Genomic DNA, 15,331 nt, shown 5'->3' with positions numbered 1-15,331 from the left:
GGTCATTTCACACAGGAATTCTCCTGGGCAAAAGGGCTTGACGTATGGGGTCGGACTATTTAGTCTTAAAACCAATGAAATTAGCAATAACCCATGATTGGTTGACTGTCCCCGGCGGAGCCGAGAAAGTTGTCAAACGCTGGTATGATTTATACCCTGAATCCTCCGTATATACATCTGTTTTTGACGAGTCTAAAATAGGGCATATCTTTGAAAAGAAAAGAGTTGTTCCATCCTTTATGCAAAAGGTTCCCTTCTCGAAGAAATACTATACCAAGATGTTGAATCTGATGCCCCGGGCCTTTGAGGAATTTGACCTGTCCGCCTATGATGTGGTTCTCTCTTCTTCCTCTTCCTGCTCGAAGGGTGTCATCACAACTCCCGATGCCCTGCATATTGCCTATGTTCACAGCCCCATGCGCTACGCCTGGGATTTATATCATGAGTATTATGGATCCGCCGGAGCCCTGGCCCGGTTTGTCATGAGGAGAACTATGCCTGGCATTAGGCAGTGGGATGTCATATCCAGCATGAGGGTGGATCATTTTATAGCGAATTCAAATTTTGTGGCACGGAGAATCAAGAAGTATTACCGCCGTGATGCTGATGTTATTTTTCCTCCTGTAAATACCGAATTCTATACACCAGGAAGTGATGAGGCCGGGGATTATTATCTGATCATCTCCCGCTTTGTGCCCTATAAAAAAATTGATCTTGCCATTCAGGCCTGTAATACTCTAAAGAGAAGGCTTGTCATAATTGGAGGCGGTCCGGATGAATCCAGGCTGCGGGATCTTGCGGGACCAACCATTGAGTTTAAGGGCGCTCTGGAAGATGAGGATGTCCGTGAGTATTACAGGTGCTGCAGGGCCTTCCTGTTCCCGGCCCTGGAAGACTTTGGGATCACTCCTGTGGAGGCACAAGCCTGCGGCAGACCGGTCATTGCCCTGAGAAAAGGAGGCGCTCTGGATACGGTTATTGAAGGAAAGACTGGAGTGTTTTTCCCCCGGCAGGATGTGGAAAGTCTGGTGACGGCCATGACAGAACTGGAATCCCAAGAATGGGATTCCTCTTTTATCCGTCGTCATGCCGAAGGGTTTTCCAATGAGCGTTTTGATCGGGAAATACAGGAATATATCCAACAGAAATGGAATGCCAGGTTGAAGGAAATCAATTGAAAATACTCTTTGTCTGTTCTGCCCGGGAGTGGGGCGGAAATGAAAAATGGTCCTCCATGACCATGTCGGAGCTGCAGAAACAGGGGCATACTGTGTCCATGCTCCTAAGGAATCCCTTCCTGGCCAAACGCTTTGGCAGGACTCTCCCCTGGACCTTTGCTCCCTTTATCACTCCTTTTGATCCCTTAAGCTTTCTCATCGCCTTTTTTTTGCTATTGGTGAAGAGGCCTAATGTTATTGTGAGCACCAAAAAGGCAGAGTACTTTGTGCTGGGAATTTTAAGCAGGATCTTTCGTATTCGTCACATCCTGAGGCTGGGAATCGTCCGTGATCTGGATACTCCCTGGAAGCGCTTTGTCTATACCAGGCTAAACGAAGGGATTATTGTCAATGCCAGCCGTACAAAAGAGAATTTTGAACAGTACGATTTTGTAGATCAATCCAAAATTAAACTGATTTACAATGGAATTCCTGAAATAACCGCACCCAAGGCCGTGCCCAGGACTGATGACAGGTTCAGGATCGTGACCGTAGGAACTCTGACTCCCCGCAAAGGATTCCACCTACTCATAGAAGCCATAGCATCTCTGCCCGAGGAACTTTCCCGTCAGATTCACCTGACCATCGTCGGTGCGGGATTGATGAAAAAAGAACTGCAGAAACAGATCATTGATCTGCATATGGAGGATCGGGTCAGCCTCGCAGGATTCCAGAGCGATCCGGTTCCCTTTTTAGTGGATGCCGATCTTTTTGCTCTGGTTTCCGAAAATGAAGGCATCTCTAACGCCCTCCTGGAGGCAATGATGCTGGGACTGCCCGTTTTGACAACCCTGTCGGGAGGTACTGCTGAGTTTATGGAAGACAATGTTCATGGCTTTTTGGTAGATCGGGATGCTTTTGTCATCAGACGCAGGCTGGAGGAACTCCTTACCAGGAGAGACAGCCTTCAGGAGGTCGGAAAAACGGGGCAGAGCCGTGTGAAAGAGTTCTTTTCTCTGAGCCGGATGGGCCGTGAAGTGGCCGATTTTCTGGAGCCCCGGCATGGCTGATGCACCCATTCGAATCCTGCACCTGTTTCCCGAGTTTAAACGGGGGGGAGCCCAGATCAATGTGCTTCGGTTCATTAAGTCCAGTGGTCCCGGATATGAACACTTTGTGGCGGCTGCTCTCTTTGATAAGGGACTGCAGGAGGAGTATGAAGGTTTTGTTCAGGAGATTTACCCCCTTGATATGACCTCTGTCCGGTTGGGGAGCATTCTGGCCCTGGCTAGATTGATCCGGAAACTCAAGCCTCAGATTGTTCATGTGAATGGTAAGGGAGCCGCTTTTTACGGTTATGTCAGCTCTTTCTTGACAGGAAAGAGGTATGAAATGTTTCATACCATGCGTGGTTTTCACATCAAGTACAGCGGCTGGAAGCTCAAGGCCTACCTTCAATTTGAAAAGGCTGTGGCACGCCGGATGGACGGGACTGTGCTGGTTTCCCCTTCGGAGAGAGAGTTTCTGAATCAGTCCATTCCCGGACTGGATGAGAGCCGTCAGTTTCTCATTCCCAACGGAATCGAAGTGCAGGAGCTGCCTCTGCCTCAGGATATGAGCCGGGTTTTGGCCCAGTTTGACGAGAATGTCCTGACCCTTTCCCGTTTGTCTCATCAGAAGGACCTGGTGACCATGATTGATGCCTTTGATCTGGTCGCTGCGAAAAAACCGGGAGTTGCACTCCATATCATGGGGGGAGAGACACCCCAGGATAAATCCTATGCCGATACTGTCAGGACCCGTTTGGAACGTTCGGGTTTTAAGGAACGGATCTTCCTCTGGGGATCTGTGAAGGATGCGGGCAGCCTGATCCGTCATTTTGATGTGTACTGGACCACGGCCCTGTTTGAAGGCTTACCTACCGCTGTGGTGGAAGCCGCCCTCTGCCGGGTTTTGATTGTCGGCACCGACTGTGTGGGGAATAAGGATCTGATCCTTCCGGGAGTGACAGGCTTTCTGACAAAGCCCAAGGATGTCCAGGGAAATGGAGAGGCCCTCATTCAAGCCCTTGAAATGAGTCACAGTGATAAGAAGCTTCCCTTCCTGGAGGAGGCTGAGAAAATGTGTCGGGAATTCTCCCTGGAGAATAACGCCCGGAAACTGAAAGAGATGTATTTAATGTCACTGAATCTTATTTAGAATTATCTGTGTTTCTATTTTTAAAGGAGCGAAACAATGAAAAAAATATTCGGCTTACTCGTCGCCTTGCTGATAGGTTTTACTGCCTCTTTGCCGGCTCAGACCCATAATGCCGTACTACTGGATGAAACGGCCCTCTATGATTTTCTGGATCAGGCCGAGCTGAAGGGATATGTGGGAACGTTGCGGGCTGTACAGCCCTATCCCCGGTCTCTGGTGGTCTCTTTGTTGAAAGACATTTCCAAATACCGCAATCAGATGACCCCCATGGAAAGGGAGGTCTTTCAGGACTTCTATGAGGATTTTGTAGAGGACGAGGATGAAGACTTCGTCGATGATGGAGATATCCGGATTCAGGGTTATGTTTCCACCCTGAAGGTGGACGTCGGGGCCGAAGCCAACATGAACGCCCAGCTCAATGAACTGAAGGACTCCGGGGGTGACATGATTGGTAAGATCAGTGCCCAGGGGGATGTGGCGGACAATCTGTCCTGGGGACTCCATCTAACAGGCGGGTTCTTTTTGACAGATGATTATGATGTGGATACGAGCTACGGCCCCACCGCCTGGGAGCCTTATACCTACACCAAAGAATGGGACGGAGGCATCCATTATCTCAGTTCTCTGAACAATTACAATGCCATGCCCTCTTCGCTTTCTTTCGGCTATACCTACAATACGGAAATCGCCGCTTCTTTTCTGGACAACAGCCTGGACCTCCGTTTCGGCCGGCTCAGGCGGAACTGGGGTGTGGGCGACGGCACCCTCTTTTTGACCGACAGTGCCCGGCCGTTTATGGGCGTTGAGGGAGTCATCAATCCCTGGGACTGGGTTAGTGTTTCCTTCCTTACGGGAGAGTTGGAATATGGCGAAAGCTTCAGGAACATCGATGAGTATAATATCAAGGATACGTCCCGGACCCAGCAGAACATGTTTTCCATCCTCCAGGTAGAACTCATGCCCACCGACTGGCTCTATCTTTCACTCTTGGACAGCGGGGTGTACATGAAGCGGACCGAGCTGGGGTATGTGCATCCGCTGATGAGCCAATTCTTTTATCAGAATAATACGGGCGACTTTGATAATATGGCCTTTGGTGGCACTGTGGCAGTGAAAAAGGCCGGACTGGGAAAGGCTTACTTTTCCCTCTTTCTGGATGAAGCCCGGTTCAATCAACCCGATTTCTTTAGCAGTTACAGCAATATGTACAGTTATCAGGCAGGGATCGAAGCTCCCGTGCCCGGTCTCTCTTGGTCCAAGGTCCTCCTGCAGTACACCAAGGTGGAACCCTTTACCTACACTCACTATACGGTGAGTGAGTCTCCCTGGTATTACGGTCTTGATATGGAAACGGATTACCTCAACGGGGGAGAATCTCTGGGTTCTGGTCTGGAGCCCAACTCGGATGAGCTGAAACTGAAATTCAATACCCAACCGATGCGGGGAGTTACCGCCCATTTCGGGTACCGCCTGATTCGCCATGGAACCGGTGCGGGCAGCTATTTCAGCTCCTGGGGGAGCGGTTATCTGCAGAATGAAGATGGAGAATACGTGTTAGAAGATGGAGGAACCACTACAGATGAACCCGATGAGAGTAATAGTGATGATTATGTGGCTCTTACCCCCGATAATGACCCCGACGGAGCCTACGGGCAGACGGGAAGTAAAAGCTTCCTCAAAGACGCCATCTACGAGTGGTATCATATCCTGTCCATGGGGGCTAGTTGGGATTTGAGCAGCATGGGCACCCCCATCAGCTTCGGCGTGGACTATACCTATGTGTTTAAGTTTTATACGGATTATCAGAGCACTGGAAACTTTCAGGCGGTGAACACAGGGGACTTGCTGAACGAAAGCCGGCACCTTCTGTCTCTGTATATGAAGATCTTCCCCTAAGGACTCTTTTTAAATCTGGCTGACCCCCGCCCTTCGGGCCAATAGGGGTCAGCTTTTTTATTTATAAATTTCTATACTCTTTATACCAGAGGGCAAATTGTTCAATGCCTTCCCTTAGGGTCACCTTGGGAGAGTATCCGGTCAGCTCTTCCAGCCGGCTTGTATCGGCCCATGTCATGGGCACATCCCCATCCTGCATGGGCAGGTATTCTTTTTGGGCTTTCATGCCCAGATTCTCTTCTATGATGCGGATAAACTCAGAGAGGTCCACCGGTGATCCGTGGCCGATATTGAGAATCCGCGCCGGATCTTCATCTTTGCCGGCCATCGGTTTTTCGATGAGTCTGGTGATGCTTTCGGTTATATCATCCACATAGGTAAAATCCCGCTTCATATCTCCCTGGTTGAAAACCTGTATGGTCTTGCCCTTGATGATCTTTTCTGCAAAGAGAAAGTAGGCCATATCGGGACGTCCCCAGGGACCGTAGACCGTAAAGAAACGCAGGCCCGTGGTGGGAATGCCGTAAAGATGGGAGTAGGAGTAGGCCAGAAGTTCGTTGGACCTCTTGGTTGCCGCATAGAGGCTGATGGGTTTGGTAACAGGATCATCCTCATGAAAGGGAACCTTCGTGTTGGCGCCGTACACACTGGATGAGGAGGCATATACCAGATGTTTCACAGGGTGGTGGCGGCAGCATTCTAGAATATTAACAAAGCCCACGAGGTTGCTGTCGACGTAACTCTCCGGGTTTTCAATGCTGTAGCGCACCCCCGCCTGGGCACCCAGATGAACAACATGGTCAAAGGGGTATTCCTTAAAGAGAGTCTCCATCTGGTCTCTATTCTTTAAATCAGCCCTGTAAAAGACCCATCCCTTTTCATTTTCAACGGCTGTCATTTCCGGAGTGGACTCATCCACAAGAAATCCCAGTTCCTTCAATCGCCCGTATTTCAGAGACGGATCATAGTAGCTGTTCAAATTGTCTACGAGAACGACTCTGTCATAGTCGTTTAGTCCGCTGTGGCGGCTGAGGTGGAAGCCTACAAAACCGGCTCCACCGGTGATCAGTATATTTTTCATGTTAACCTCTAATAAGCGTTTTTATTGACAAAACCATTGAACACGGTGAGTAGGAGAATCTTGAGATCCAGGGTGAGAGACCAGTTGCGGATGTAATACATATCAAACTCAATCCGTTTTTCTAGGCTGGTATTGCCCCGCCATCCGTTGATCTGTGCCCAGCCCGTTATCCCGGCTCTCATCTTGTGGCGCAGCATGTAGCCGGTGATCTCATCCTTAAATCCTTCTATCAGCTCGGGACGTTCGGGACGGGGGCCAACCAGGCTCATATCTCCTATCAATACATTCCAGAGCTGAGGAAATTCATCCAGACTCGTTTTACGGATAAAGGTTCCGAATTTCGTTCTCCGGGGATCATTCTCAACGGTCCAGGTGAATCCTTCCTCCTTATCGGCATCCTGCCTCATGGATCTGAACTTCCACATTTTGAAGACCCGTCCGTTGGCGGTCATCCTTTCCTGGGCATAAAAAATCGGCCCCGGAGAGGTCAGCTTCACCAGTATACTGACCACAAGAAACAAGGGTGAGAGGACGATCAGACCGAATAGAGCGCCTCCCACGTCTATGATCCTTTTTAAGAGGAGGCTTAAATGGTTTTCCGAAGGTTTGTTGATATACAGCAGGGGGACTCCCAGGAAATCTTCGATTGTGGTTCCAATAAGGGCATAGTTGACCTGGGGAATCAGGATAATCGGGGTGACCTGGTTGTAGTGGGACTTCACAAACTTATCCTGTTTGCTCATCTTCGATCCCGAATATCCTATGACAATACTCTGGGGTTTCAGTTTCTCGATGTATGCATCAATCTCTTCATACTTGCAGGAGTTCAGCTTCATCTCCTCGGCGGCTCCCATGGAATCGGCCCAGCAGCTTATGATCATACCCGTTTGAGGGTTGTTTCTCACCTTCTCAATGAACCTGTCCATGTGGGGACCATGGCCTATCACAAAGAGTTTGTGGTTCATCTCTCCCTTGATCATTTTCATCATGATGTGGTTTCTGAAGATGACTCTGTTCAGGATAAGAGAGATTTGACATATAATGAAAAAGAGAACCAGTGTGAGCCTTGAGATTCTGTCGGATTGCAGGTTGTATCCCGCTAAAATGAAGAATATCTGAATCTTCAGGTTCAACATCAGAAGGCGGGAAAACTCACGATGCCAGGAGTGGAGGGTCTGCCTGGAATAGTAGCGTTCCCTGAAGAGAAAATAGGCTGCCACTATGACAGGAATGGGAGTCAATCTCAGAAATTTTACAAAATTACCAAAATCCGATCCCAATATCATAAACCGGATATAAGTAGCAAGAACCCATGAAAAGGCGACCAGGATAAGGTCAAAAATAAAATGAAATAAAATAAAAGTCTTTGATTGTTCGTTCAGCATATTGTGTCCTGTTTCTATATCTAGCAAAGTCATCAGCATAATCGGTTGCAGCAACTTGGAAAAGCTTTTTCAGTATAGAGTATGTGAGTTTTATTGAACAGGATTTTCTTCTTTTGAGGGGATTATCGGGATGAAGCAGTCTCATGCAGGTTATTTTGCCGAATTCGTTGTAGAATCTTATCAAAGATTTTTACCAATTGGGGCCGGGGCTCATGGAGTTTCAAGAGGATTTGGAGGGGCAAATGTGTTTTAGCGTTGCATTGACCCGGGAGACCATCAAAAGGGATTCCCGGTTTTCCCATCTCCTGGATGAGATGGATCAAACACCGGGAAGCAGAATCTCCGGTTTTAGTTTCCCCGGACTGCCCCTTTTGACCGATGGAGTGAATGCAAAAGCACGATTGGCCCATTGGGGCTTGATTCCCTCCTGGGTCAAAGACGACGGGCAGGCAAAACGTATCCGTTCGGGAACCCTGAATGCCCGTTGGGAGACTGTGGAGCTGAAACCCTCCTTCCGGGACAGCTGGCCCTTCAAGCGCTGCCTTCTGGCAGTGGAAGGATTCTACGAGCCCCATGTGGAAGGGGGGATCAAATCAACATGGTTTGTCCGCCGGAAAGACAGAGGTCTCCTTTATTTGGGAGGGATCTACGAGGAGAATGGCCCAGAGGCTCTGGGTTTTCCCACGTTCACTTTTTCAATCCTAACCCTGGAGGCCCGAGACCTGCTGGCAGAAGTTCATAATGAAAAAATGCGCATGCCCCTGGTTTTGAAGGAAGAAAAAACCCCAAATTGGCTTGATAAACAGGGAGCCATCCCCGATGCAGACGATCTTTCCTGGTGTTTAGATCAGTCTGTTCTCACAGCTTCGGAGTTTAGAAAGGGTGCTTCCTCCTCCCTCTGGACCCAGGGAGAGCTCTTTTAAGGGGGCTGTGGGCATTCTCTTGTTGATTGATGCCATGAGGTTGGGTATAATCAACTGATCATTCAGTCAAGCCGGAAACATACCGGTCTGCATTCAAACCGTCTTTTCCCGGGTTCTCCCCGTCTGTGAGGTATTGTGAAAAAGAGTTTTAGAAATGACGCCCTTCAGAAAGTATGTGGAACAGCCCGCTTTGCCGATGACTATTCTTTTCCAAGGATGGCTCATTCCGTTCCAGTATACAGTCAGTATGTTCATGCCAGGGTTTCGGCTATCCTTGTGGAAGAAGCGGAGAGAATGCCAGGTGTCCTCTCGGTTTTGACCTGGAAAGATGTACCCGGGTCACTCACCGCCGGACAGATTGACCAGGATTATCCCATTCTGGTCAAAGACCGTATCCGATTTACAGGAGATGTGGTGGCAATCATCACCGCCGAAACCAGAGCCCAGGCTCTGGCTGCTGTTGAAAAAGTGAAGGTGGATGCCAAGGAACTTCCCATTCTTCGGGATACCGAGGAGGCCATCAAAAGCGGAGCCGTGGTCATACCGGAAGGCCGGGCGGGAAATATCGTGAATCATCATAAGGTCCGAAAGGGTGACCCCGATAAAAAAATGTCTGAGTCTGACATCATTATTGAAGAATTCTTTACAACTCCTCTGGTGGAACATGCCTATATTGAGCCTGAATGCGGTATCTGCATCCCCCGGGATGACGGTGTTCTTGAAATCTACGGAAGCATTCAACACCCTTTCAGTACCCGCCGTTTTGTTTGTGCCTACCTGGGACGTCCTCTGGCTTCGGTCATTGTCCGGGCCCATGCCGTGGGGGGAAGTTTCGGTGGAAAAGATGACACCGCTTCTATTGTCTGTGCCCGGGCGGCACTGGCGGCGGTCAAGCTGAAGAGACCGGTGAAGATGCTTTATGACCGGGCCTGGTCCATGAAGGAGAGTTATAAGAGGAATCCCTACAAGATGTGGTATAAAGCGGGATTCTCTTCCAAGGGAAAACTGATGTCTGTCATCAGCCGGACTCTGGCCGACTCAGGAGCCTATACCTCTACGACCCCCTGGTCCACCTGGCGTTCTGCCGCACAAAATATCGGTCCCTATGTTCTGTCGGATATTCATGCCGACGTGTATGGTGTGGCGACGAACAATATCTTCACAGGAGCCTTTCGTGGCTTCGGTTCTCCTCAAACGAATTTTGCCTTTGAACAGATCATGGATATGGCTGCGGAGAAGCTGGATCTGGACCCTCTGGAGATTAGAAAAATCAATGCGGTTCGTCAGAATAGTGAAACAATCACAGGACAGGTCCTGGATGACCATACGGTGAGCCTCATAGAAGTGATGGAGAAGACGGCGTCATCCATCAACTTTAAAGAAAAGAGAAAACTTTGTTCGCAGGGAAAGGGCGACAAGTTGTACGGCATAGGTATGGCTGCTTCCTACAGAGGCTGCAGCCTGGGAGCGGAAGGCATGGACTTTTGCTGTGCTTCGGTGAACGTACAATTTGACGGCTCCATCCTGATCGATGTCTCCGTTTTTGAAAATGGACAGGGAGCTCCCAGCGCCATGATCATTCTGGCTTCCCAGATGCTGGGAGTACCCCTGGAAAATATTCACTACCAGGGTTCCACCACGGCCACAATCCCCGACGGGGGAACGACTGTGGCTTCCCGGGGGACCATGATGGGAGGCGGGGCATTAAAAGATGCGATGGATACTCTCAAGGCGATCCTGAGAAAGACGCTCCTACCCGACCTGGCCGAAAAAGAGGAAGAGATCGAATTCCGTGATAACCGGATTTTCGGTACCAAAGGACGTTCTCTCAGCTGGAATGAAGCCGGGAAGAAGATGTATCTTGCCAGGGTGTACCCCGTGGCCTTCGGTACCTTTCAGGCACCCAAAGTGTCATGGAATGAGGAAAACGGGCAGGGTGATGCCTATTTTTCCTATGTTTACAGTTCTCAGGCCGTTGAGGTTGAAGTTGATCCCGAGAAAGGAAGCTGCCGCATTCTCAATATTGTGGCCTCCCACGACATAGGACGAGCCGTAAACCCTCCCATGGTAAAAGGGCAGATTCACGGCGGTATCGTCCAGGGGGCCGGAATGGCTCTGACCGAAAACTTTATGACAGATGACGAAGGACGGGCCCTCTCCCTGAACTTTTCAAAGTATAAGATTCCCCGCATGACCGATATTCCCGATATAGAAGCCCATATTGTTGAAAATAATGACCCTCTGTCTCCCACGGGTACCAAGGGGATTGGGGAACCCGCCCTGGAGATCATAGCTCCGGCCATCGCCAATGCCGTGGCGGCCGCCACAGGCCGGCGGTTTACATCCCTGCCCCTGGACCTCAGTTCCCTGAAGAGAGAAACACCCCAAAAGGAGCCCCTTAAGAAATGAGCAAGATTACAGTCAACGGTATAGAATATGAAATTGCTCCGGAACAGGAAGACATGTCTCTCCTTGCTTATCTCCGAGACGAACTGGACCTGACAGGGACAAAAAACGGCTGCAGTGAAGGTACCTGCGGTGCCTGTACGGTCCTGGTCAATAATAAGGCCATTCGTTCCTGCCGGTTTAAGCTTTCAAAGGCCCTGGAGGGAGAGGTTTTGACAATTGAAGGGCTCATCCGGGAAGACGGCAGTCTCCATCCTCTTCAGCAGGCTTTTATTGATGCCGGAGCCGTGCAGTGTGGTTTTTGTACTCCCGGTATGATCATGCAGGCTCTGGACCTCCTCCATAAAAATCCAGAACCGGATAGAGAGACCATCAGAAAGGCCATGAGGGGAAATCTTTGCCGCTGCACAGGTTATCAAACGATTGTCGATGCGGTTCAGTTGGCCTCTAAACGGATGATGACTCCCTATCCCCCCTACGGCGGTTCCTGAGTCTTCTCTCAGTCGTCACCGAGGATGAGACAGTCTTCGGGGCGGACCATCCAGCGGATTTCTGAATCTTGAAGCTTCTCCGGACTTTTCGTTTTTATCTTTATGCAGAGTGAACCGCTTTTTATTTCCAGGTAATGAAAATCTCCGCCATATTCCTCATAGAGAATCTTCCCCGTGCCGCTTAATTCCTTTTGAATGGGAGAATCTTCTGCAGAGAGAATTCTGCAGTCTTCGGGACGAAAAAATAGATATGAATCTTCCGGAAAGTCTGGTCCTCCTGGAAAGGCTGAAGGATCAAATCCGTCCAGAATATGGGAACAGTCCCCCAGGGGGATGAGGTTGGCCGAGCCAAAAAACTCTCCCGCAAATCTATGGGCCGGTGTGGTGTAAATCTCCCGGGGAGATCCGGTCTGACAGACTCTGCCATCCTTCATGAGGACCACTAGGTCTGAGATGGCCATGGCTTCTTCCTGATCATGGGTCACATAGAGGGTGGTGATTCCGGTCTTTAGCTGAATCTCCCGGATTTGCCGTCTTAATACTCTTCTCAACCGGGCATCCAGGGCGCTTAAGGGTTCATCCAGCAGGAGGAGATCTGGATCTGAGGCCAGGGCCCTTGCCAGAGCCACCCGCTGCTTTTCTCCTCCGGAGAGTTCTTCTATCATTCTGGTGCCGAATCCTGGCAATTCTACCATCTCAAGCAGCTCATCACTTCGTTTTCTGGCCGCATCGTTTTTGAGATTCATGCCGTAACAGATATTCTTTTCCACACTCATATGAGGGAACAGAGCATAGTCTTGAAACACCATCCCGACCTTTCTGAATCTGGAGTCCAGATTGGTGATATCCCGGTCTCCCAGGCTAATCGTCCCCCGGTCCAGAGGATAGAGGCCTGCGATGGACTTGAGGAGGGAGGTCTTACCGCAGCCGCTAGGTCCCAGTAGTGTGATCAGCTTTCCCGAAGGGAGGTTCAAACTGCAGTCCAGTGTGAACTCACCCAGAGCCAGCTTTATGTTTTTCAGTGTCAGATTCATGTCAGTTCTCCCAGCCGTCAAAGGCGTCAATCAGGATAAAGGCGGCCATACATATCAGTATTAGAATGGTGCCGAGGGCACAGGCGCTGGTAAATTTATAGCTACCGATCAGCTTCAGTATGGCAATGGGAATGGTGGTGACTCCGGATTCCGAGAGGATGAGAGTCGCATTAATTTCTCCCAGGGAAATGGCTAGAGCAAAGGCGCCTCCAGTGATCAGCCCCGGGCGGATCATGGGCAGCTCAATGGTCCTAAACTGTTTCCACCCACCGGCACCCATGAGCCTTGATGCATCCAGGAGGCTTTGACGAATCCGCTTTATGGACGGGGTCAGACTCCGAAGGACAAAAGGCAGGGCAATCACAGTGTGAGCTAATATGATGGAAAGGACCGGGGGAATGCCATCCAGTCTTCCTCCCCGTCTGAGCCAGAGATAACCCATTCCGAGGACAACCGATGAGACACCCATGGGCATCATGATCAGCGATTCAATCAGGGAGGAATGACGGAACCTATAGCGAGAGAGGACCCAGGAGGTGTAGACCCCGATGGAGAGGGTCAAAAAGAGTGTTGCAAAGGCTAAAAACAGGCTGTTTCTTATGGACGTGGCCAGGAGTAGGGCGCTGGCGCTTCTGGAAGCTCCGGGAGGAGCGAGCATCTCCTTATACCAGCGGAATGACAGACTGACTGGACCGGTCCTGGTTGTCTGCACCAGAAGCGACTGAACCATGACTGTCAGAATAGGACCAAAGATGATGAATAGGATGACCATGAAGTACAAGGCACATAAAAGCTGTGTCCTTAAGGATAAGTCCTTCCAGTTTATGTGTCTGCCATGCCAAACTTGCCTCTGAATATTCTTATTTTCCCTATTGATATAAAACCAGGTAATAAACAGAGTCGCCACGGTTTCTATGAGGGCCAGGGCTCCTCCCTTACCAAAGTCGAGGGAGTACTTGACCAGTCTGTAGACTTCTACTTCCATGGTAGAGTAGCGCGGCCCGCCTCCTAAAACCAAGACGACGGCAAAACTCATAAAACAGTAGAGGAAGATAAGGGTGCCCGCGCTGATCATGCCAGGAAGGAGCTGGGGCAGCGTTATGGTTCTGAATATCCTGGCTTCCGAAGCCCCCAGGGTTCTGGCTGCCAGGTGCTGCGATTCTCCCAGACCTTCCCACCAGGCGGCGATAAGACGCAGAGCGATAGGGAAATTATAGAACACATGGGCCAACAGGATGGCCTTAAAGGAGTAGAGCACATCCAACACCGGTTTGTCTTGACTGGTGAGAGCCATGAGAGCCTTGTTGACAACCCCCTGACGTCCCCAAAAGAGGATAAACCCAAGAACCACCAGGATGGAAGGCAGGATGAAGGGGATCGTTGTGAGGGCCTTGAGAACCTTCTTCCCTGGAAAATCAAGGTGGGAAAGAATCCATCCTCCCGGTAGAGCCACCAGGATAGATAGAATTGTGCTCATGAGGGCCTGAACCATGGTAAAGGCAAATATTCTTCTGTAGTAGGGACTCAGAAGTAGTTCTCTTAACCATTCTAGGGTCCATCCCTCTCCCGAGCGCAGTCCCTTGAGAAGGAGGACTGTCACGGGGAGGTAAAATGTCAAAAAAAGGAAGAGGATGACCGGGAGAATCCGAAGTTCTCCCGGTTTAAATCCTTTGGTTTGAGTCATTAGAGTCCTGATTTCTCAACCCAGGATTGAACCCATTCTTCTTCTCCCTTGCTGATCTCTTCCTTGTCCAGGAGGAGGGGGTTTTCTGAATAGAAGGCCATGTCGAAGGCTTCGGGCAGTTCCGTAGAAGTCACGGCAGGCATCATGATGTTGTTGGTGGCTATGATGAGCTGACCTTCGGGGGACAGCATAAAATCAATGAATTGACGGGCGGCGTCCGGATGGGCTGCTCCCTTGATGATTCCGACACCTTCAACCTGAAGATAATTTCCCTCGGCAAAGTTCAGAGCCTTATATCGTTCTGATTCTTCCCACATTTTATGATAAACAGGGGAGGTTGAGTAGCTGAGGACCAGGGGAGCTTCGCCGCTGGTAAATAAACCGTATCCACTGCTCCAGCTTTCTGTGACGGTCAGAACCGAGGGAGCCAGTCTGTTCCAGTAGTCAAGATAGTCTTCACCATAAACGGCTCTTGTCCAAAGGAGAAATCCCATTCCTGGGCTGGATGTCCGGGGGTCCATGAGGACCAGAGATTTTGCATATTCTGGTTTTGTCAGATCTTCCAGTGAAGAGGGGGGATTGCTTAAAACTTCAGAATCGTAGCAGATGGCGAAGTAACCCCAGTCAAAGGGGAGGAGGTGGTTGGATGAATCAAACTTCAGCTCTGAGGAGATTTCTGCGAGAGCAGGGGCATCGTAGGGCTGCAGAATTCCTTCATTTAGTGTTCTGGCCAGGAGGTTGTTGTCTGGACCAATGATGAGGTCCGCAGTGGGATCGTCCTTCTCCATAATGGCCCTCGTCAGGATCATCACCGCATCTCCCGGAGCATTTAACTGAACTTCAATACCTGTTTTGGCGGTAAATTGTTCCACCAGAGCCGGTCCGGGACCCCACTCAGAGGCAAAAGAGTCATAACAGAGGATATTGAGCACTTTTTTTTCCATAGTGGCAGAACTTTCAGGCGACTCAGAGGTTGTTGACATTTCTTGTTGTCCCGAGGCAAATGCCATAATGGAGAGGAATAGAAAGCAAAAAGCATAGATTGTTTTTTTCATTAAAAAACTCCTGGTAAATG

General features: G+C 49.9%; 12 protein-coding genes. 7 read left to right on the top strand and 5 right to left on the bottom strand.

Annotated features, from left to right (window positions below):
* Nucleotides 1-74: 74 nt before the first annotated feature.
* From EXM22_RS11835 to EXM22_RS11820, 4 genes are read left to right on the top strand one after another with little or no spacing between them, the layout of a single operon-like run.
* Nucleotides 75-1,178, top strand: coding sequence for a glycosyltransferase (locus EXM22_RS11835; protein WP_149486722.1), 1,104 nt, complete (start codon nt 75-77; stop codon nt 1,176-1,178).
* Nucleotides 1,175-2,227 (top strand): glycosyltransferase, encoded by a 1,053-nt coding sequence (locus tag EXM22_RS11830; protein ID WP_168203475.1) that lies wholly within the window; start codon nt 1,175-1,177, stop codon nt 2,225-2,227. Before EXM22_RS11835 ends, EXM22_RS11830 begins: the two co-directional genes overlap by 4 nt.
* Nucleotides 2,220-3,356: a glycosyltransferase gene (locus EXM22_RS11825; RefSeq protein ID WP_149486720.1), complete on the top strand. Its 1,137-nt coding sequence runs from the start codon at nt 2,220-2,222 to the stop codon at nt 3,354-3,356. Before EXM22_RS11830 ends, EXM22_RS11825 begins: the two co-directional genes overlap by 8 nt.
* A gap of 36 nt (nt 3,357-3,392) precedes the next feature.
* Entirely contained in the window at nt 3,393-5,252 is a 1,860-nt protein-coding gene (locus EXM22_RS11820; protein ID WP_149486719.1) for a hypothetical protein, read from the top strand.
* Nucleotides 5,253-5,313: 61 nt separating this feature from the next.
* On the opposite strand, the gene EXM22_RS11815 is transcribed toward EXM22_RS11820, so the two are convergent.
* Nucleotides 5,314-6,333 carry an NAD-dependent epimerase/dehydratase family protein gene (locus EXM22_RS11815; protein WP_149486718.1) on the bottom strand — a complete coding sequence of 340 codons (1,020 nt, stop codon included), beginning with the start codon at nt 6,331-6,333 and terminating at the stop codon, nt 5,314-5,316.
* 8 nt (nt 6,334-6,341) lie between these two features.
* On the bottom strand, nt 6,342-7,757 hold the full coding sequence (locus EXM22_RS11810; RefSeq protein ID WP_149486717.1) for a sugar transferase: 1,416 nt from the start codon (nt 7,755-7,757) through the stop codon (nt 6,342-6,344).
* Between the two features lie 203 nt (nt 7,758-7,960).
* On the opposite strand from EXM22_RS11810, the gene EXM22_RS11805 reads away from it, so the two are divergent.
* The 3 genes from EXM22_RS11805 to EXM22_RS11795 all read left to right on the top strand — a co-directional run bounded on the left by EXM22_RS11805 (nt 7,961) and on the right by EXM22_RS11795 (nt 11,538).
* Entirely contained in the window at nt 7,961-8,641 is a 681-nt protein-coding gene (locus tag EXM22_RS11805; RefSeq protein ID WP_168203474.1) for an SOS response-associated peptidase, read from the top strand.
* A 135-nt stretch (nt 8,642-8,776) separates the two neighbouring features.
* On the top strand, nt 8,777-11,050 hold the full coding sequence (locus tag EXM22_RS11800; protein WP_246157014.1) for a xanthine dehydrogenase family protein molybdopterin-binding subunit: 2,274 nt from the start codon (nt 8,777-8,779) through the stop codon (nt 11,048-11,050).
* Complete coding sequence (locus EXM22_RS11795) at nt 11,047-11,538, top strand: (2Fe-2S)-binding protein (protein ID WP_149486714.1); 492 nt, start codon at nt 11,047-11,049, stop codon at nt 11,536-11,538. The genes EXM22_RS11800 and EXM22_RS11795 overlap by 4 nt, the downstream gene beginning before the upstream one ends.
* 8 nt (nt 11,539-11,546) lie before the next feature.
* Here the strand turns inward: EXM22_RS11795 and EXM22_RS11790 are convergent, their stop codons facing one another.
* From EXM22_RS11790 to EXM22_RS11780, 3 genes are read right to left on the bottom strand one after another with little or no spacing between them, the layout of a single operon-like run.
* Nucleotides 11,547-12,572 (bottom strand): ABC transporter ATP-binding protein, encoded by a 1,026-nt coding sequence (locus EXM22_RS11790; protein WP_149486713.1) that lies wholly within the window; start codon nt 12,570-12,572, stop codon nt 11,547-11,549.
* Nucleotide 12,573: 1 nt separating this feature from the next.
* Entirely contained in the window at nt 12,574-14,256 is a 1,683-nt protein-coding gene (locus EXM22_RS11785) for an ABC transporter permease (protein ID WP_149486712.1), read from the bottom strand.
* Entirely contained in the window at nt 14,256-15,311 is a 1,056-nt protein-coding gene (locus EXM22_RS11780) for a thiamine ABC transporter substrate-binding protein (RefSeq protein WP_149486711.1), read from the bottom strand. Before EXM22_RS11780 ends, EXM22_RS11785 begins: the two co-directional genes overlap by 1 nt.
* Between the last annotated feature and the right edge of the window lie 20 nt (nt 15,312-15,331).

It is taken from the genome of Oceanispirochaeta crateris, assembly GCF_008329965.1.
GTDB lineage: Bacteria > Spirochaetota > Spirochaetia > DSM-2461 > DSM-2461 > Oceanispirochaeta > Oceanispirochaeta crateris.
The sequence above is the reverse complement of the archived record's forward strand: the minus strand, read 5'-3'. Positions and strand labels throughout refer to the sequence as shown.